Annotated in this window: 15 protein-coding genes and 1 pseudogene; 9 read left to right on the top strand and 7 right to left on the bottom strand. The window is 73.4% G+C overall.

All coding sequences use genetic code 11. From position 1 onward, the window contains the following. Positions 1–56 precede the first annotated feature (56 nt). The 3 genes from ACFF45_RS05490 to ACFF45_RS05480 all read left to right on the top strand — a co-directional run bounded on the left by ACFF45_RS05490 (position 57) and on the right by ACFF45_RS05480 (position 5,426). A complete protein-coding gene (locus ACFF45_RS05490; protein ID WP_381342625.1) occupies positions 57–983 on the top strand; it encodes a DUF3027 domain-containing protein in 927 nt (308 codons plus the stop codon). A 330-nt stretch (positions 984–1,313) separates the two neighbouring features. Then, positions 1,314–4,430: a sacsin N-terminal ATP-binding-like domain-containing protein gene (locus ACFF45_RS05485; RefSeq protein WP_381342622.1), complete on the top strand. Its 3,117-nt coding sequence runs from the start codon at positions 1,314–1,316 to the stop codon at positions 4,428–4,430. A gap of 219 nt (positions 4,431–4,649) precedes the next feature. Continuing rightward, on the top strand, positions 4,650–5,426 hold the full coding sequence (locus ACFF45_RS05480; protein WP_381342619.1) for a calcium-binding protein: 777 nt from the start codon (positions 4,650–4,652) through the stop codon (positions 5,424–5,426). A 403-nt stretch (positions 5,427–5,829) separates the two neighbouring features. Here ACFF45_RS05480 and ACFF45_RS05475 read toward each other — a convergent pair whose 3' ends face one another. Next, entirely contained in the window at positions 5,830–8,223 is a 2,394-nt protein-coding gene (locus ACFF45_RS05475) for an HAD-IC family P-type ATPase (protein WP_381342616.1), read from the bottom strand. A gap of 177 nt (positions 8,224–8,400) precedes the next feature. Between ACFF45_RS05475 and ACFF45_RS05470 the strand changes: the two genes are divergently transcribed. Then, positions 8,401–9,275, top strand: a protein-coding gene (locus ACFF45_RS05470; RefSeq protein WP_381342613.1) for an IS5 family transposase whose coding sequence is annotated in 2 segments (ribosomal slippage) — positions 8,401–8,533 and positions 8,533–9,275 — 876 coding nt in all. Because the reading frame shifts where the segments join, the coding sequence is not laid out codon by codon here. 18 nt (positions 9,276–9,293) lie between these two features. Here the strand turns inward: ACFF45_RS05470 and ACFF45_RS05465 are convergent. Both ACFF45_RS05465 and ACFF45_RS05460 read right to left on the bottom strand, forming a co-directional pair. Beyond that, entirely contained in the window at positions 9,294–9,773 is a 480-nt protein-coding gene (locus ACFF45_RS05465) for a DUF1877 family protein (RefSeq protein ID WP_381342836.1), read from the bottom strand. Positions 9,774–9,906: 133 nt separating this feature from the next. Beyond that, a complete protein-coding gene (locus ACFF45_RS05460; RefSeq protein WP_381342610.1) occupies positions 9,907–10,179 on the bottom strand; it encodes a DUF2530 domain-containing protein in 273 nt (90 codons plus the stop codon). A gap of 152 nt (positions 10,180–10,331) precedes the next feature. Here ACFF45_RS05460 and ACFF45_RS05455 point away from each other — a divergent pair, with 152 nt between their 5' ends. Further along, the gene (locus ACFF45_RS05455) at positions 10,332–11,783 is read left to right on the top strand and encodes an NCS2 family permease (protein ID WP_381342607.1); all 1,452 of its coding nucleotides are present in this window, start codon (positions 10,332–10,334) and stop codon (positions 11,781–11,783) included. Between the two features lie 49 nt (positions 11,784–11,832). Here the strand turns inward: ACFF45_RS05455 and ACFF45_RS05450 are convergent. Continuing rightward, positions 11,833–12,048, bottom strand: a pseudogene (locus ACFF45_RS05450) (ribbon-helix-helix protein, CopG family); the annotation flags it as partial. Positions 12,049–12,168: 120 nt separating this feature from the next. On the opposite strand from ACFF45_RS05450, the gene ACFF45_RS05445 reads away from it, so the two are divergent. From ACFF45_RS05445 to thpR, 3 genes are all read left to right on the top strand, one after another. After that, a complete protein-coding gene (locus tag ACFF45_RS05445; protein ID WP_381342605.1) occupies positions 12,169–12,606 on the top strand; it encodes a MarR family winged helix-turn-helix transcriptional regulator in 438 nt (145 codons plus the stop codon). A 28-nt stretch (positions 12,607–12,634) separates the two neighbouring features. Next, a complete protein-coding gene (locus ACFF45_RS05440; protein WP_381342602.1) occupies positions 12,635–13,993 on the top strand; it encodes an MFS transporter in 1,359 nt (452 codons plus the stop codon). A 99-nt stretch (positions 13,994–14,092) separates the two neighbouring features. Then, on the top strand, positions 14,093–14,665 hold the full coding sequence (thpR, locus tag ACFF45_RS05435) for an RNA 2',3'-cyclic phosphodiesterase (RefSeq protein WP_381342599.1): 573 nt from the start codon (positions 14,093–14,095) through the stop codon (positions 14,663–14,665). Between the two features lie 192 nt (positions 14,666–14,857). On the opposite strand, the gene ACFF45_RS05430 is transcribed toward thpR, so the two are convergent. From ACFF45_RS05430 to ACFF45_RS05420, 3 genes are all read right to left on the bottom strand, one after another. Next, on the bottom strand, positions 14,858–15,853 hold the full coding sequence (locus ACFF45_RS05430) for an aldo/keto reductase (RefSeq protein ID WP_381342596.1): 996 nt from the start codon (positions 15,851–15,853) through the stop codon (positions 14,858–14,860). An 84-nt stretch (positions 15,854–15,937) separates the two neighbouring features. Then, entirely contained in the window at positions 15,938–16,255 is a 318-nt protein-coding gene (locus ACFF45_RS05425; protein ID WP_381342593.1) for a hypothetical protein, read from the bottom strand. Then, entirely contained in the window at positions 16,252–16,956 is a 705-nt protein-coding gene (locus tag ACFF45_RS05420) for a GDSL-type esterase/lipase family protein (protein ID WP_381342592.1), read from the bottom strand. Before ACFF45_RS05420 ends, ACFF45_RS05425 begins: the two co-directional genes overlap by 4 nt. A gap of 86 nt (positions 16,957–17,042) precedes the next feature. On the opposite strand from ACFF45_RS05420, the gene ACFF45_RS05415 reads away from it, so the two are divergent. After that, positions 17,043–18,017 carry a WD40 repeat domain-containing protein gene (locus ACFF45_RS05415; RefSeq protein WP_381342589.1) on the top strand — a complete coding sequence of 325 codons (975 nt, stop codon included), beginning with the start codon at positions 17,043–17,045 and terminating at the stop codon, positions 18,015–18,017. The last annotated feature ends 43 nt before the right edge of the window (positions 18,018–18,060 follow it).

The following is an 18,060-nucleotide window of genomic DNA, read 5'->3' as shown; positions in this document are numbered from 1 at the left end:
GCCCGTCGCCTTCAGGCAGGCGCACTGAGAGACGGCGTAGGAGAGAAGCGATACCTGTGAGCGCAGCGACAACGCGAAGCCGCACCCCCGACCGCCTGTGCGCCGAGGCCGTCGACCTAGCCCGTGCCGCGGCCGAGGAGGCCGCCGCGCCCGGGGTCGTCGGGGAGCACGTGGGCCTCGTCTCCGAGGGCGACCGCGTTGTCACGCACTTCTTCGAGTGCACGGAGCTCGGGTACCGCGGCTGGCGCTGGGCCGCGACCGTGGCGCGGGCCTCGCGGGCGAAGGTCGTGACGCTGGACGAGGTCGTGCTGCTGCCCGGCCCGGACGCGCTGCTGGCGCCGGAGTGGGTGCCGTGGAGCGAGCGGCTGCGCCCCGGCGACATGGGGCCGGGCGACCTGCTGCCCACCGACGCGGAGGACCTGCGGCTGGAGCCGGGCTGGTCCGGCGAGGAGGAGCCGCCGCCGCACTCCGCGGTCTCCGCGGACCTGGCGGAACTGGCCGAGGCCGAGGACGCCGAGGTCACCGCCGGTCCGCCGGCCGCGCTGCCGACCGCGCCGCACCGCGGCTCCATCGCGGCTGTCGCGGAGGAGCTGGGCCTGCGGCGCGCCCGGGTGCTGTCCCGGTACGGGCTGCACGTGGCCGCCGACCGCTGGGAGGAGGCGTTCGGGGCGAAGACGCCGATGGCGCAGGCGGCGCCCGCGGCGTGCGTGTCGTGCGGCTTCCTGGTGCCGATGGGCGGTTCGCTGGGGCAGGCCTTCGGCGTCTGCGCCAACGAGTTCTCGCCGGCCGACGGCCGGGTGGTGTCGCTGGCGTACGGGTGCGGCGGGCACTCCGAGGCCGCGGTCATGCCGAAGCCGCCGCAGCCGGCTCCGCCGGTGATCGACGAGACGCGGGTGGACCCGTTCCCGCTGCGCCCGGCGCGCGACTCGGGGTCCGTGCCGGACGTCTCCGACGAGTCGGCCGCCGAGCTGGGGCACTCGTAGGCGCGCACGCCGCCGGGGGGTGTCCCGCCGGTCGGGCCGTGCCCGGGGCGTCCGGTACCGCGCCTGGCGGCGCGGTCGTCACCCGCTGGTTTTCCCGCTTCTGGTCTCGTTCGGGCGGGTGGGCCCCTGTCGCGCCGGTCCTCTCGTCCGCCCGGCGCGCGACTGGGGGTCCGTGCCGGACGCCGGTCCCCGGTCCGGCCGGCGAGCCGCCGCGGGGGCACCGCGCCTCGCGGACCGCGCCGCCCGGCCCCTGGCCCGGCATCGACGGTGACGTCATCGTCGTCCCGTCCTCCGCGATACCTTCTCCTCACGGCGATGAGGAGAGTGAACGTGAGCAAGTTCGTGCGGCCGGCGGCCGAGGGGGCCGATCCGTTCGGGACCGCCCGGCTGCGGCGTGGCGTGCTGGACGCGTGGGCCACCAGCCCGGCCCGGTTCCGGGAGGACGCCAACGCCGAGGAGGACCTCGTCCTCGGCGGCTACCGGGACCGGCTCGTGGTCGAGCTGGCCCAGAACGCCGCCGACGCCGCCGCCCGCGCCGGCGTGCCCGGCCGGCTGCGGCTCACCCTCCGCGACGACGTCCTGGTCGCCGCCAACACCGGTGCCCCGCTGGACGCGGCCGGCGTCGAGTCGCTGTCCACCCTGCGGGCCTCCGCCAAGCGGGACACCGCCTCGGTCGGCCGGTTCGGCGTCGGCTTCGCGGCCGTGCTGTCCGTCACCGACGAGCCCGCCGTGGTCGGCCGGCACGGCGGGATCCGCTGGTCCCTGGCCGAGGCCCGCGACCTGGCCGCCGGGACCGCCCGGCACAGCCCCGGCCTGGGTGACGAGATCCGCCGCCGGGACGGGCACGTCCCGCTGCTGCGGCTGCCGTTCGCCGCCGAGGGCACCGCGCCCGGCCCGTACGACACCGTCGTCATCCTCCCGCTGCGCGACGCGGCCGCCGCCGACCTCGCCGAGCGCCTGCTGCACGCCGTGGACGACGCGCTGCTGCTCACCCTGCCGGGACTGGAGGAGGTCGTCGTCGAGACCGGCGCCGACGCGCCCCGCACCCTGCGCCGGCGGGCCGAGGGCGCGCTGACCGTCGTGGACGACTCGCGGGACGGCGCCACCCGGTGGCGGACCGCCGCCGCGCACGGCGCGCTCCCGCCCGAGCTGCTCGCCGACCGGCCGGTCGAGGAGCGGCTGCGCCCGTACTGGTCGGTCACCTGGGCCGTGCCCGTGGCCGATGACGGCACCCCCGTCCGCCCGCGCACCAGCCCCGTCGTGCACGCACCCACCCCCAGCGACGAGCCCCTGGGCGTGCCCGCCCTGCTCATCGCGTCCTTCCCGCTGGACGCCACCCGGCGGCACGTCGCGCCCGGCCCGCTGACCGGCTTCCTGGTCGAGAAGACCGCCGACGCCTACGCCGGACTGCTCGCCGAGTGGCGGCCGGTGACCGAGGGGATCATCGGCCTCGTGCCCGGGCCGCTGGGCAAGGGCGAGCTGGACGGGGCGCTGCGGGAGGCGATCCTGCGGCGGCTGCCGCGCACCGCCTTCCTGCCCCCGGCCCACCCGGGCGACGACGAGGAGCTGCCCGAGTCGCTCCGGCCGCGGGACGCCGAGGTGGTCGAGGGGGCCGGCGCCGAGACCGTGCGCGTGCTCGCCGAGGTGCTGCCCACCCTGCTGCCCGCCGGGCTGGAACGCCGGGCGGAGCTGCGCACGCTGGGCGTCGCCCGGGTGCGGCTGTCCGACGCCGTCGACCGGCTGGCCGGGCTGGAGAAGGAGCCCGGCTGGTGGCGGCGGCTGTACGACAGCCTCGCCGGCGTCGACCCGGACCGGCTCACCGGCCTGCCCGTGCCGCTCGCCGGCACCACCCGGACCACCATCGGGCCCCGGCAGGTCCTGCTGCCCGCCCCCGACGCCGCCCGGGTCGCCCCCGAGGTCCTCGCCCGGCTCGGTCTGAAGGTCGCCCACCCGGACGCCGTGCACCCGCTGCTGGAGAAGCTGGGCGCGCTGCCCGCGACGCCCCGCGCGGTGCTGACCACCCCTCAGGTGCGCGCCGCCGTCGCCGGCTCCCTGGAGGACGAGGGCGGGCTGTCCTGGGAGGAGGACGCCCTGGACGCCGACGAGCTGGCGGACACTGTCCTGTCCCTGGTCCGGGACGCCGACCTGGAGCCCGGTGACGAGCCGTGGCTCGGCGCCCTCGCCCTCCCGGACGAGGAGGGGGAGCTGGCCCCCGCCGGTGAGCTGGTCTTCCCCGGCAGCCCCTTCGCCCAGGTCATGCGCGAGGACGAACTGGCCGCGGTGGACGCCGACCTGGCCGAACGCTTCGGTGAGCGGCCGCTGGCCGCCTGCGGGGTGCTGGTCACCTTCGCCCTGGTGCGCGCCACGGACGTCGTCCTCGACCCCGACGAACTGGAGCCACGCGACGGCGACTTCGCCGAGCCCGACGACCCCGGCCTGCTGGACGCGGTGGACGTGTGGTGCGAGGACGTCCTCGACCGCTTCCCCGACGCGCCGGTCCCGCCGGTCGCCACGGAGCTGGTCGCCGTACGGGACCTGGACCTGGTGGACGACGACAAGTGGCCGCAGGCCCTGGCCCTGCTCGCCCGGCCGCCGCTGCGGGACGCGCTCACCCAGCCGGTGCGCGTCCTGCTGCCCGACGGCACCCACGAGGTCGTACGGCCGTACACCGCGTGGTGGCTGCGCGGGCACCCGGTGCTGGACGGGCGCCGGCCGGCCGGGCTGCTGGCGGCCGGCGGGGACCCGCTGCTGCACGGCCTGTACGACGAGGCCGACGCCACCGGTTTCCACGACGAGCAGGTGCTGCGGGCGCTGGGCGTGCGCACCTCGGTGGCCGCCCTGCTGGACGAGCCGGGCGGCGCCGCCGAGCTGCTGGACCGGCTCGCCGACCCCGGGCGGCCGGTCACCGGGGCCCAACTGCACGCCCTGTACGGCGCGCTGGCCGGGCTGGATCCCGAGCAGGTGACCCTGCCGGAGGAGCTGCGGGCCGTGGTCGACGGGCGGGTCGAGGTGGTGGACGCGGCCGAGGCGGTGGTCGTCGACTCGCCCGACCTGCTGCCCTTCACCGGGGGCGTGCCGCTGCTGCCGGTGGCGCCGGCGCGCGCGGCCGACCTGGCGGATCTGTTCCAGGTGCGGCGGCTGAGCGAGTCCGTCACCGGCCGGGTCGACTCCGAGGGCACCGAGCACGGCGTACCGGAGCCGGTACGGGTGCTGCTGGGGGCGCGGACGCCGCGGGCCTACGTCGAGCACGAGGAACTGGTGGTCGACGGTGTGGAGATCGACTGGCGGCTGACCGGCGACGGTGTGCTGCACGCCGCGACCCTGGAGGGCGTCGCGGCCGGGCTGGCCTGGGCGGCGGGACAGTGGCCGCGGCGGTTCGAGGTGGCGGCGCTGCTGGAGGACCCGTCGCGCACGGAGGAGCTGGCGCGGGACCGCTGGTTCGACTGAGGCGGGCGGCGCGGCCGGGGCGGCGCGGCAGCGGGCCCGGAGCGTGCGGCCGTGTTGTGAAGATCTCCGCACACAACTCTCACCGGTCGTACAACCTTTGACGATCACTCCACGTCTGATCACGTGAGTCAACAGACTCCACGATCATCCGGGCCTCGCCGCGCTCACGCACCGCACGGTGCGCGCGGCGGCGAGGTCCCTCTCCTCATGGGGGACGCAGTGCGTATACGAGCCACCGTGGCCGCCGTCTCCGGCGCCCTGGCCCTGTCCGCCGCCGTCGCGCCGGCCGCGCAGGCCGCTCCGGTCGGCCCGCTGGACGGCGGGTACGGCGACACGAAGATCACCAAGGTGGTGGTCGACGGCGACAACAAAGTGTCGATGTCGACCTCCGGGGCGAGGACCATCACGGTCAGCGTGACGGCGACGGACGACTCGGGTATCGCCGGCGCCGACTCGTTCGACCTGGTGGGCCCCGGCTACGGGTACGAGTCGACCAGCAGGCCGGCCTGCAAGGCGGTCAACGCCACCACCTCGACCTGCACCGCCTCGGTGACGGTGGACCCGAGGACCGACGCCTACTGGAACAGCAACGCCGGAACCTGGTACGTCGGCGCGTGGATCGACGCCGAGGACGGGGACTTCCTGTGGAAGGAGAAGGCCGGGTCCTTCCACTTCCAGCGCGCCACGAGGCTGACGGCCAACGCCGCGCCGGAGCCGGTGAAGAAGGGCGCGACCCTCACCGTGACCGGCAAGCTGACCCGCGCCAACTGGGAGACCCTTACCTACGGCGCCTACGCCGGCCAGTCGGTCACCCTCCAGTTCCGCAAGAGGAGCGCGACCGCGTACTCCGACGTGAAGACCGTCAGGACCAACACCAAGGGTGATCTCAAGACGACGGTCCAGGCGTCGGTCGACGGCTACTACCGGTACGTCTTCAAGGGCAACTCCAGCCACGCGGCGGTCAACGCCACGGGCGACTTCGTCGACGTGCGATAGGCACGGCGCGCACCGGCCCCGGGGCACCGCCCCCGGGGCCGCTTCCCTCCACGTGCCGCCCGAGTCGCCCCGCCCGGGCGACCCTGAGGGGTGTCCCGCCGATCACGCCGGGCTCGCGGCTGATCCGGCCCGAGCGACGGGGCAGCCTCTGGGCCCTGGCCCTGGCGTTAGGCGGGCAGGCCGACGGGGCAGCCTCTGGGCCCCTGGCCCTGGCGTTACGCGGGCAGGCCGACGGGGCAGCCTCTGGGCCCTGGCCCTGGCGTTAGGCGGGCAGGCCGACGGGGCAGCCTCTGGGCCCCTGGCCCTGGCGTTACGCGGGCAGGCCGACGGGGCAGCCTCTGGGCCCTGGTCCCGGCGTTACGCGGGCAGGCCGACGGGACAGCCCCCGGCCCCGGCCCCGGCGCTACGCGGGCACGCGGCGGTCGACCCACTTCCACAGCACTTCCAGGACGACCGCCGCCCCGGCCGCGATCCCCACCGCGATCCACGGCACCGTCATCCCCACCAGCCGCAGCGCGAAGAAGTCCTGGAGCCGGGGGACCGCCAGCACGACCACGAACAGCGCGGCCATCGCCGCCACCAGCGCCACCCGCCACCACGTGTAGGGGCGGGCGACGATCGCGAGCACCCACATGGCGATCAGGAACAGCGTCAGCGTCGCGGCGCTCGTCTCCGCGGCCAGCGCCCCGGGCCCGGTGTAGTACTGCCGGGCGACCAGGTACGTCGCGAACGTCGCCAGCGCGGCCAGCACCCCGCCGGGGACCGAGTACCGCATCACCCGCCGCACGAAGTTCGGCCGCGCCCGCTCCTTGTTCGGGGCCAGGGCGAGGAAGAAGGCGGGGACGCCGATCGTCAGCGTGGACAGCAGCGTCAGATGGCGCGGCAGGAACGGGTACTCCACCTGCGAGCACACCACCAGGATCGCCAGCAGCACCGAGTACACCGTCTTGACCAGGAACAGGGTCGCCACCCGCGTGATGTTGCCGATCACCCGGCGGCCCTCCGCCACCACCGACGGCAGCGTGGCGAAGCTGTTGTTCAGCAGCACGATCTGCGCCACCGCCCGCGTCGCCTCCGAGCCCGAGCCCATCGCGACGCCGATGTCGGCGTCCTTCAGGGCGAGCACGTCGTTCACGCCGTCGCCGGTCATCGCGACCGTGTGCCCGTGGGACTGGAGCGCCCCGACCATGTCCCGCTTCTGCTGCGGGGTGACCCGCCCGAACACGGTGCCCTCGTCCAGGGCGCGCGCCATCCCGTCCCGGTCGGCGGGCAGCCGGCGCGCGTCGACCGTCGTACCGGCCAGCCCCAGCTTGCCCGCGACCGCGCCGACCGACACGGCGTTGTCGCCGGAGATGACCTTGGCGGCGACACCCTGGTCGGCGAAGTAGCGCAGGGTGTCGGCGGCGTCGGGGCGCAGCCGCTGTTCCAGCACGACCAGGGCGGCCGGCTTGGCGTCGCGAGTGATCTCGGGGGAGTCCAGGTCGCCCGCGGCACGGGCCAGCAGCAGCACCCGCAGGCCCCGCTCGTTGAGCCGGCCGGTGTCGGCGAGGGCCGGGTCGTCCTCGCGCAGCAGCACGTCGGGCGCGCCCAGGAGCCAGGTACTGGACTCGCCGTTGCCCTCGCTGAAGGACGCGCCGCTGTACTTGCGGGCGGAGGAGAACGGCAGCGCCTCGACGCACCGCCAGTCGTCGCTGTCGGGGCAGGCGTCGATGATCGCCCGGAGGGAGGAGTTCGGGCGCGGGTCGGACTCGCCGAGGGCGCCCAGCACCTGCCGTACGTACGCCTCGTCGTGGCCGTCCAGCGTGCGCAGCTCGGTGACGTCCATGCCGCCCTCGGTGAGGGTGCCGGTCTTGTCGAGGCAGACGGTGTCGACGCGGGCCAGGCCCTCGATCGCGGGCAGCTCCTGGACCAGGCACTGCTTGCGGCCGAGGCGGATGACGCCGATCGCGAAGGCGACGGAGGTGAGCAGCACCAGGCCCTCGGGGACCATGGGGACGATGCCGCCGACCGTGCGGGCGACGGAGTCCCGGAAGTCGGTACGCTGCACCACCAGCTGGCTGATGATCAGGCCGACCGCGGTCGGGATCATCATCCACGTCACGTACTTGAGGATCGTGGAGATGCCCGAGCGCAGCTCGGAGTGGACCAGCGTGAACCGGGACGCCTCCTCGGCGAGCTGCGCGGCGTACGCCTCCCGCCCGACCTTGGTGGCCTGGAACGCCCCGGCCCCGGCGACCACGAAGCTGCCGGACATGACCTGGTCCCCCGGCCGCTTGACGACCGGGTCGGCCTCACCGGTGAGCAGGGACTCGTCGATCTCCAGCCCGTCGGCCTCGGCGCACACCCCGTCGACGACGACCTTGTCGCCCGGCCCGATCTCGATCAGGTCGTCCAGCACGATCTGGCCCGTGCCCACCTCGGCGGCCACCCCGTCGCGCCGCACGGTCGGGCGCACCTCGCCGATCAGGGCCAGGGAGTCCAGCGTCTTCTTGGCCCGCCACTCCTGGAGGATGCCGATGCCGGTGTTGGCGAGGATGACGAAGCCGAAGAGGCTGTCCTGGATCGGCGCGACGGCCAGCATGATCACCCAGAGCACGCCGATGATCGCGTTGAACCGGGTGAAGACGTTGGCGCGGACGATGTCGGCCATCGACCGGCTGCTGCGCACCGGCACGTCGTTGACCTGCCCGCGCGTCACCCGCTCGGCGACCTCGGCGGCGGTGAGCCCGGTCGTGGCGGCGGGCGCGCGCGAGGAGTGCGCGGGATCGAGACCGGCGCCCGCGTCGGGGTGCGTCATGCCTTCGACGGTACGTGCGGAAGGAGGCCTTCACCCCCCGAGCGGGATGAAGATCCGACCACGGGAGGACGGCGGTAGGACCTCGGGCGCACGGGGCGGTGAGACGTTCCCTGGTGCCTGCCGCGGCACTGGAGCGTGTGTCGAAAGTGGATCACGAGCGATGAATGATCACGGTGCATGGGGCGGGGAGATCTCACGGACGAGCAGTGGGCGGTGCTGGAGCCGTTGTTGCCGAAGGGTGCCAAGGCGGGGCGGCCGCCCGTCTGGTCTCGGCGGCAGCTGATCGACGGCATACGGTTCCGGGTCCGTACGGTGTCCCGTGGCGGGACGTGCCCGTTGAGTACGGGCCGTGGGGCCGGGTCTACGACCTGTTCCGCCGATGGCAACGGAACGGCACCTGGCACCGCATCCTCACCCGGCTTCAGTCCCTGGCCGACGCGAAGGGTGCGATCACGTGGGACCTGAGCATCGACTCCACGGTGTGCCGCGCCCACCAGCATGCGGCCGGGGCCCGCAAGCAAGGTGACCTGCGGAAAGAACCACCGGGCGGCATCTTCACCGAGCCTGGTGATCACGGGCTGGGACGCTCGCGCGGCGGGTTCACCACCAAGCTGCACCTGGCCATCGAGCAGGGTCAGAAGCCCATGTCGATTGTGGTGACGGCAGGACAGCGCGGAGACTCGCCGCAGTTCGAACCCGTGTTGGCAGAGGTCCGCGTGCCCCGCCTCGGGCCGGGCCGACCACGCGTCCGCCCTGACCGCGTGCGGGCCGACAAGGCGTACGCCTCCAGGAAGAACCGTGCCTACCTGCGCCGCCGGGGGATCCGCTGCACCATCCCGGACAAGGCCGACCAGGCACGCAACCGCCAGAAGCTCGGCTCCCGCGGCGGCCGGCCTCCGCATTTCGACCCGATCGATTACCGCGAGCGCCACGCGGTCGAGTGCGGGATCAACCGCCTCGAGAGGCATCGCGCTGTCGCCACCCGGTACGACAAACTCGCGGTCCGCTATGAGACGACCGTGCTGGTCGCAGCCATCAACGAATGGCTGTGACCAGCACATGGCCACTTCTCAAGCCCACACCACTTTGACCACAGCGTGGCCTGCCGAAGCCGCCTGCCCATAGAACTCTCGGAGGTCCCGGTGATGTTCGAGGTACTCCTGCCTGGCGCAGACGAGGGCACTGAACCTGGCACCGACGACGTTCCACAGCTCGTCGAAAGAGACAGTCGTAAGGAAACGCGCGGCCTGTGACACACCAGGCGGCTCCAGAAGCATCAGCGGAGGATCGGAAGGGTCGGCGCCAGCGCTGTGGGGCACGGGGCGGCCGCCGTAGATCGGCAGTGTCCAGGGCTCGTCGGCATCTGTGTAGAGGGCATTGGCCGCGGTATAGAGGTCGTTGACAGCGTCCCAGCCCTTGTTGATCGAGTGGGCGATGCCCGCTGCGTACTCGGCAGTGTCGTTTTCCCAGGCCTCAGACATGAACGCAGCGAGCCAGGTGTGGTCGTCCCGGATCTCGGACTCAGCCACGGCGCGAAAGTGCAGGTACATGCTCACTACGACGAGTCCTTCAGCTTAGCGGCCCATCTGTCGGGTCGAAGGGACAGAACCTACTTGAGGGCACTGACAGCCATGTGTGGTCGATATTCGCGCCATCTGGCAGAACTTCCGATACACGGCCCAGCTAGGGCGTCGGCGTGGTCCGCCCGCGGGTGGCCGCGGCGCGGCGCAGGGCGGCGTCGCGGCGGCGGACGTACCAGATGCCCAGCAGGCCCAGACCGCCGCCGGCCAGGCAGGTCCACAGCCACCAGGTGTGGCCGTGCTCGTCGAACCAGCCGTAGAAGGGCAGCTGGGCCAGGAAGAGGGCGAACCAGACGATCGTGCCGCCGGTGATGGTGCCGACCACGGGGCCCTCCAGGGGCTCCGGCGCCTCGTGCTTGGGGGTCCACTTCGCCATGTGCACAGCTTACGAGGCGGCCGGGGCGGCCGGCGGGGCGCGGGGCGCGCCGGCCGGCCCCAGGGTCTACGCGCGGAGATAGCACTTCTTATCTCATATGTTCATACTGAAGCCGTTTGCCTTTGACCGATTCTGTTCGTAGGAAAGAACAAATGCCCACCTCGGCCTCCCCCAAGGCTCCCGCGCCCGAGCAGCCGGGCGGCGCGCCCGCGTACGGCGCCCTCGACCGCTACTTCAAGATCTCGGAACGCGGCAGCACGCTGTCCCGAGAGGTCCGCGGCGGTCTCGCCACCTTCTTCGCGATGGCCTACATCATCGTGCTGAACCCGATCATCCTGGGCAGCGCGAAGGACATGTACGGCCACCAGCTCGACAACGGGCAGCTGGTCACCGCCACCGCGCTGACCGCGGCGTTCACCACCCTGCTGATGGGCGTCGTCGGCAACGTGCCGATCGCGCTCGCCGCCGGCCTGGGCGTGAACTCGGTGGTCGCCCTCCAGCTCGCCCCCCGGATGTCCTGGCCGGACGCCATGGGCATGGTGGTGCTGGCCGGTTTGGTGGTGATGCTGCTGGTCGCCAGCGGCCTGCGCGAGCGGGTGATGAACGCCGTGCCGTTCGGCCTGCGCAAGGCCATCTCCATCGGTATCGGTCTGTTCATCCTGCTGATCGGCCTGGTCGACGCCGGTTTCGTCTCCCGCATCCCGGACGCCGCCCAGACCACCGTCCCGCTCCAGCTCGGCGCGACCGGTCACCTCGACGGCTGGCCGGTGCTGGTCTTCGTCCTCGGCGTGCTGCTCACGCTGGCGCTGATCGTGCGCAAGGTGCCCGGCGCGATCCTGATCTCGATCGTGGCCATGACGGTGGTCGCGGTGATCGTCAACGCCCTCGCCGACATCCCGTCCTGGGGCCTGACCACCCCGGAGTGGCCCGGCAACCCCCTGGCCACCCCCGACTTCGGCCTGATCGGCGAGGTCAGCCTGTTCGGCGGCTTCGCCGAGGTCGGGCTGCTGACCGGCGTCCTGTTCGTCTTCACGGTGCTGCTGTCGTGCTTCTTCGACGCGATGGGCACGATCATGGGCGTCAGCGACGAGGCCAGGCTGACCGACGCCCAGGGGCAGATGCCGGGCATCAACAAGGTCCTGTTCGTCGACGGCATCGCGGTCGCCGCGGGCGGCGCCGGCTCCGCCTCGGCCACCACTTGCTTCGTGGAGTCCACGGCCGGGGTCGGCGAGGGCGCCCGGACCGGCTTCGCCAACGTCGTCACCGGCGGCCTGTTCGCCGTCGCCCTGTTCCTGACGCCCGTCGCGACCATGGTCCCGTCCCAGGCGGCGACCCCGGCGCTGGTGGCGGTCGGCTTCCTGATCCTGGCCGGCAACATCCGGGAGATCGACTGGTCGGACTACACGATCGCCATGCCGGCCTTCGTGACGATGGTGATGATGCCGTTCACCTACTCGATCACCAACGGCATCGGCATGGGCTTCATCACCTTCGCGGTGCTGCGCCTGGCCGCGGGCCGGGGCCGGGAGGTCCCGGCGGCGATGTACGCCGTGGCGGCGGTGTTCACCTTCTCCTACCTGATGCCGGCCCTGGGTCTGACCTGAGCCGTGGGGCGGCCGGGCCCCGGCTCCGGTCACCCCGTAGAACCGTTCCGCTCACCCCGTAGAACCGTTCCGCCTCCTCGGCGGCGGCCTGGAACCGCTCGTCGAAGTCATCGCGCAGGAGCGTCCGGACGACATGGTCCCGGACGCTCATGCCGCGTTTCGCCGCCCGGCGTCGCGGGCGTTCGAGCAGGTCGCCGTCCCCGCGCGGGCTGAGCACGCCGGCCCCCAGGGACACGAGGGCCCCGGGGGTGCCCCCGGGTGACATGACACGTTTCGCGGCCGTATCACTCGTACGGGTGAAGTCGGCGTGTCCGTGGTGCGCGTCACGGGCGATCGGGGGTGTCCCGAGTTTCCTTAGTCATGGTAATGAGTTAAGCTAAAGAACATGCCGGACCTCACCCATGGCGACGACGCAGCCGCCGTGAACTCCCTGCGATCAGCCGTGATGCGGCTGTCCCGTCGGCTCAAGCACCAGCGGGTCGACGAGTCGCTGAGCCCGACCGAGATGTCGGTCCTGGGCACCCTGGCCCGCTGCGGCAGCGCCACCCCGGGCGAACTCGCCCGCAAGGAGCATGTGCAGCCGCCGTCGATGACCCGCATCGTCGCGCTGCTGGAGGCCAAGGGGCTGGTCCGGCTGGAGCCGCACCCCGAGGACCGGCGCCAGAAGGTCGTCACCCAGACGGAGCGGGCCGAGGCGATGCTCGAGGAGAGCCGTCGCCGGCGGAACGCGTTCCTGGCCTCGCTGGCCGAGGACCTCGACGAGGACGAGTGGGCGAAACTGCGTGCCGCCGCCCCCGTGCTGGAAAAGCTCGCCCACCTGTAACCGCACCGCTCAAAGGAGGCGAACCCTGTTGAGTACGGGACCCGGAGCAGACTCCGCCCCCGCACCGGCCGCCCACGACACCCGGCCCGCCCCCGGCCCCCGCCCGTCCTCGATGTTCAGCTCGCTGCGCGTCCGCAACTACCGCCTGTTCTTCCTCGGCCAGGTCGTCTCCAACACCGGCACCTGGATGCAGCGCATCGCGCAGGACTGGCTGGTCCTCAGCCTCACCGGCTCCGCCACGGCCGTCGGTGTCACGACGGCCCTCCAGTTCCTGCCGATCCTGCTCTTCGGCCTGTACGGCGGCGTCCTGGTCGACCGCCTCCCCAAGCGCCCCACCCTGATGGTCACCCAGACGGCGATGGCGCTCACGGGCCTGGCCCTCGCCGCCCTGACCCTGACCGGGCACGTGCGGGTCTGGCACGTCTACGTCGCCGCCTTCGCGGTCGGCCTCGCCGCGGTCGTCGACAACCCCGCCCGCCAGTCCTTCGTCAGTGAGATGGTCGGCCCCGACCAGCTCCAGAACGCGGTCAGCCTGAACGGCGCGAACTTTCATTCCGCCCGCCTGATCGGCCCCGCCGTCGCGGGCGTGCTGATCACCGGCGTGGGCACCGGCTGGGCGTTCCTCCTCAACGGCCTGTCCTACGTCGCCCCGCTCGTCGGCCTGCTGCTGATGCGCGGGCGCGAACTGCACCCCGTCCAGCGCGCCCCGCGCGGCAAGGGGCAGCTGCGCGAGGGCCTGCGGTACGTCGCCGGGCGCCCGGAGCTGATATGGCCGCTCGTGCTGGTCGGCTTCATAGGGACGTTCGCGTTCAATTTCCCGGTCTACCTCTCGGCCTTCGCGGACGAGGTGTTCCACGTCGGCGCGGGCACATACAGCCTGTTCAACACCCTCATGGCGGTCGGCTCGGTGACCGGTGCGCTGCTCGCCGCCCGCCGGAGCACGGTCCGGATGCGGCTGCTGACCGCGGCGGCGCTGGTCTTCGGCACGGTGGAGATACTGGCCGCGGTGACCCCGTCGCTGTGGCTGTTCGCCCTGCTGATGATCCCGCTCGGCGTCTTCGGCATGACGGTCAACGTCACCGCCAACACCGGCATCCAGATGGCCACCGAGCCGGCGATGCGCGGCCGGGTCATGGCCCTGTACATGATGGTCTTCCTGGGCGGCTCCCCGGTCGGCGCCCCGTTGGTCGGCTGGATCACGGACACCTACGGCGCCCGCGTCGGGCTCGCCACCGGCGGCGCGGTGGCGGCCCTGGCCGCCCTCGCCATCGGCCTGGTCCTGGCCCGCGCCGGCAACCTGCGGCTGTCGGTGGGCTGGCACCGCGGCCACCCGAGGGTGCGCTTCGTGCCCCGCGAGCGCCGGGAGGAGCTGGCGGCGGTGGCGTGAGCGGGCGCCGCGGCGCCCGGCGGACCGGTGCCTGCCCGGGCCCGGGGAGGGGCCCGGAGCCTGCCCGGGCCCGGGGAGGGGCCCGGGCAGACTGGCCCCATGAGACTCTTCGCCGCCGTACTGCCCCCCGCGGACGTCAGCCGCGACCTCGCGGCCGAGCTGGCCGTGTTGCGGAAGCTGCCCGGCGCCGACGGGCTGCGCTGGACCGGGCGGCCCGGCTGGCACTTCACCCTCGCCTTCTACGGGGAGGTCGGCGAGGACGTCGTACCGGAGCTGTCGGCCCGGCTGGAGCGGGCCGCGCACCGCACGCCGGCGTTCGAGCTGGCCGTGCGGGGCGGGGGACAGTTCGGGCACGGGCGGGCGCTGTGGGCCGGGGCCGCCGGGGACCTGGCGACGCTGCGGCTGCTGGCCGAGCGGGCGGAGGCGGCGGCCCGCAAGGCGGGCCTGGAGCTGGGGGAGCACCGGCGCTACAAGGCCCACCTGACCCTGGCCCGCAGCCGGGACGCCCGGGACCTGCGCCCGTATCTCGACGCGCTGGCCGGATTCACCAGCCGCACCTGGACGGTGCAGGAGCTGGCGCTGGTGCGCAGCAACCTGCCGACCTCCGGGGTGCCGGGCGAGCAGCCCCGCTACGAGGCGGTCGCCCGCTGGCCGCTCGGCGGGGCCGGTTAGTCTCGGTACGTGGACCCGAAAACCCGGAACCGGATCATGGCCGGTGCGCTTGTGCTGATGTTCGTCGTGGTGGCCCTGGCCTCGGCCGTGCGGTAGCGCGCCCCGCGGGGCGCCCGGGAGCGGGGGCGCGGCCCGCGCGACCGTGGCCGGCCGCCCGCCCCCGCGCCCCCCTCCGTACGGCGGCCGCGGCGGCTACCAGGCGAACGCCTCCGGGGACGGCCCCGGGCCCGGGAAGATCTCGTCCAGGCCGGTCAGCAGCTCCTGCGGCAGTTCCAGCTCGACCGCCCGCAGCGCGGAGCCGAGCTGCTCCGCGGTGCGCGGGCCGACGATCGGGCCGGTCACGCCGGGCCGGGTGAGCAACCAGGCCAGGGCGGCCTCACCGGGCTCCACCCCATGCTTGTCGAGGAGGTCCTCGTACGCCTGGATCCGCCCGCGGGCGACCGGGTCGGCCAGCGTGTCGGCGGCTCGCCCGGAGGCCCGGCGCCCGCCCTCGACCTCCTTCTTCAGCACCCCGCCGAGCAGTCCGCCGTGCAGCGGCGACCAGGGGATGACCCCGAGCCCGTAGTCCTGCGCGGCCGGGACGACCTCCATCTCGGCGCGGCGCTCGAAGAGGTTGTACAGGCACTGCTCGCTGACCAGGCCGATGGTGCCGTGACGGCGGGCGGCGATCTCGTTGGCCTGGGCGATCTTGTAGCCGGGGAAGTTGCTGGACCCGACGTAGAGGATCTTGCCCTGCTGCACCAGGGTGTCGATCGCCTGCCAGATCTCCTCGAAGGGCGTGGCGCGGTCGACGTGGTGGAACTGGTAGACGTCGATGCGGTCGGTCCGCAACCGGGCGAGGCTGGCGTCCACCGCGCGCCGGATGTTCAGCGCGGAGAGCCGGTCGTGGTTGGGCCAGGCCGGGGAGCCGTCCGCGCCCATGTTGCCGTACACCTTGGTGGCGAGGACGACCTTGTCGCGCCGGTCACCGCCCTGGGCGAACCAGTCGCCGATGATGCGTTCGGTACGGCCCTTGTTCTCGCCCCAGCCGTACACGTTCGCGGTGTCGAAGAAGTTGATCCCCGCGTCCAGCGCCGCGTCCATGATCGCGTGGCTGTCGGTCTCCCCGGTCTGGGGGCCGAAGTTCATCGTGCCGAGGACGAGGCGACTGACCTTGAGTCCGGTGCGTCCGAGCTGCGTGTACTTCATGGTCCCCAAGCCAACGGCCTGGAGTGCGCTCCAGGCAAGCGCGAGGGACGCACTGCCGGTCCCGGGACCCGGACCCGCCGTGCGTCACACCAGGACCACGGCGCTCAGCACGAGCACGGCGGCCGGCGCGAGCAGCAGCGTGGCCAGGTGGACGCACAGCGCCCGCCCCAGGCCGAGCACGGCGAACAGCAGCAGCCCGCCCAGGAACCAGCAGCCGAAGATCTGGAACGCGAGCTCCTGGGCCGCGTTCTCCTGCTCCCTCGTGGTGGCCCCGGCGCCCGGCAGGCCCCCGGTCGCCAGCGGAAGGAGCCCGCAGCACAGCAGCACGTTCACCACCCCCACGGCCACCGCGACCGGGCCGCCCGCCCGGCGGGCACGGCCGCGCAGTCGGCTCACGCTCATCGGTCCGGGTACTCCCCGCCCAGTCCCCACGCCTGGTACTCCCCGCCCAGTCCCCACGCCTGGTACAGGGCCGTCGCGAACGCCCCGGCGACGGCGTGTTCGCCGCTCGCGTTCGGGTGGGTGCCGTCGTAGGTGTCCGTGTGGATGTCGTACGCCGCCGGGGGCGCCGCCGTGAGCAGCGGGGAACGGGGCCGGTCCAGGTCGGCGACGGTCTCGGCGAGGAGGTCGTTGAAGGCGGTCACCCGCGCGGCGAAGGAGGCGTCCGACGCGCAGCGCACGTTCGGCATCACCGGCAGCAGCACCATGCGGACGTGCGGGTTGGCCTCGCGCGCGTGCGCGACGAAGGCGCGGACGTTCTCCGCCGTCTGCTCGGCGTTCGTGTAGAAGCCGAGGTCGATCAGGCCCAGTGAGACCAGCAGCACGTCCGCGCGGCAGTCGCGGACCGCCCCGCCGATCAGCGGGGCCAGGTGCAGCCAGCCCTCGCCCCAGCCGGCCAGGTGGGCGCGCGGGAAGCCCGGTTCGGCGTAGGCGTACGACACCGGCGCCTCGGCCGTCTTGTCGTACAGCGACTCGCGCGGGCCGACGAACGTGAACGGGCTGCCGTACGTCTCGCACAGGTGCCGCCACAGCCGGTAGCGCCATGTGTGTTCGCCCGCGCTGCCGATGGTCATGGAGTCGCCTACGGGCATGAACCGGAGCATCCGCTCATCATGGACGATCACCGGCGGGACGAGGTGTGAGGCCCGCCACCCCGGTGGAACCCCGTGCGGGGTGGCAGTCTTGGGGCATGCGCCGACGCCTCGCCCTCCTCGCCGCGGTCCTCCTCACGGGGGCGCTCGCCGTGCCGACCGCCTCCGCCGCCGACGGGGACGAGGGGTTCACGATCAAGGACCCGCGCATCACCGAGTCCAGCGGCCTCGCCGCCTCCCACCGGCACCCCGGCGTCTACTGGACCCACAACGACAGCGACGACGGGGCGTACCTGTACGCCGTGGACGGCGCCACCGGCGAGACCGTCGCCACCCTCACCCTCACCGGCGTCGGCCGCCCCCGCGACATCGAGGCCGTCTCCATCGGCCCCGGGGACCAGATCTACGTCGGCGACATCGGCGACAACCTGGGCGGCACCTGGGACCACGTCTGGATCTACCGGCTGCCCGAGCCCGAGGAGCTGACGGACCGCACCGTCCGGGCCACGCAGTACGTCGTCCGGTACGCGGACGGGCCGCGCGACGCGGAGTCGCTGCTGGTGCACCCGAGGACCGGGCGCGTCTACATCATCGACAAGAACGAGGCGGGCGGTCACCTCTACCAGGGGCCGGCGGAGCTGGCGGCCGGCGGCACCAACGTCTTCGAGCCCGTCGCCCCGGTCGCCGACCTGGAGGCCACCGACGCCGCGTTCTCCCCGGACGGCGAACGGCTGGTGGTGCGCAGCTACTTCGGCTCGCTCGCCTACGACTGGAACGACGGCCGGATCCGGCGCACCGGGCGGCTGGGCGTGCCGTCCCTGGGGCAGGGGGAGTCGGTGACGTACACCGCCGACGGGACGAAGGTCATGTTCGGCAACGAGGGCGCGGGAAGCACGGTGGAGCCCCTGGACGCCCCCGGCGCGCCCGCCGGCTCCGCCACGCCGCCCGCCGGGGGCGGCGGCTCGGCGGCGGACGAGGACGGCGGCGGCTTCTCCGCCGGAACCGGCGCCGTCGCGGCGGCCGTCGCCTGCGCCCTGCTCCTGGGCCTGCGCCGGCTGCGCCGCCGGGGCTGACCGGCCGCTCGCGGTGCGCAGGTTCCAGCGGCTCAGCCGGTGA

Origin of the sequence: Streptomyces cinereospinus, from assembly GCF_042430725.1 — a bacterium.
Classification (GTDB): domain Bacteria; phylum Actinomycetota; class Actinomycetes; order Streptomycetales; family Streptomycetaceae; genus Streptomyces; species Streptomyces cinereospinus.
The sequence above is the reverse complement of the archived record's forward strand: the minus strand, read 5'-3'. Positions and strand labels throughout refer to the sequence as shown.

Bases quoted from the DNA above. Each gene is read 5' to 3' on its own strand.
- ACFF45_RS05475 (WP_381342616.1), bottom strand. From the start codon at position 8,223: ATGACGCACCCCGACGCGGGCGCCGGTCTCGATCCCGCGCACTCCTCG.
- ACFF45_RS05465 (WP_381342836.1), bottom strand. From the start codon at position 9,773: ATGTACCTGCACTTTCGCGCCGTGGCTGAGTCCGAGATCCGGGACGAC.
- ACFF45_RS05460 (WP_381342610.1), bottom strand. From the start codon at position 10,179: ATGGCGAAGTGGACCCCCAAGCACGAGGCGCCGGAGCCCCTGGAGGGC.
- ACFF45_RS05455 (WP_381342607.1), top strand. From the start codon at position 10,332: ATGCCCACCTCGGCCTCCCCCAAGGCTCCCGCGCCCGAGCAGCCGGGC.
- ACFF45_RS05445 (WP_381342605.1), top strand. From the start codon at position 12,169: ATGCCGGACCTCACCCATGGCGACGACGCAGCCGCCGTGAACTCCCTG.
- thpR (WP_381342599.1), top strand. From the start codon at position 14,093: ATGAGACTCTTCGCCGCCGTACTGCCCCCCGCGGACGTCAGCCGCGAC.
- ACFF45_RS05430 (WP_381342596.1), bottom strand. From the start codon at position 15,853: ATGAAGTACACGCAGCTCGGACGCACCGGACTCAAGGTCAGTCGCCTC.
- ACFF45_RS05425 (WP_381342593.1), bottom strand. From the start codon at position 16,255: ATGAGCGTGAGCCGACTGCGCGGCCGTGCCCGCCGGGCGGGCGGCCCG.
- ACFF45_RS05420 (WP_381342592.1), bottom strand. From the start codon at position 16,956: ATGCTCCGGTTCATGCCCGTAGGCGACTCCATGACCATCGGCAGCGCG.
- ACFF45_RS05415 (WP_381342589.1), top strand. From the start codon at position 17,043: ATGCGCCGACGCCTCGCCCTCCTCGCCGCGGTCCTCCTCACGGGGGCG.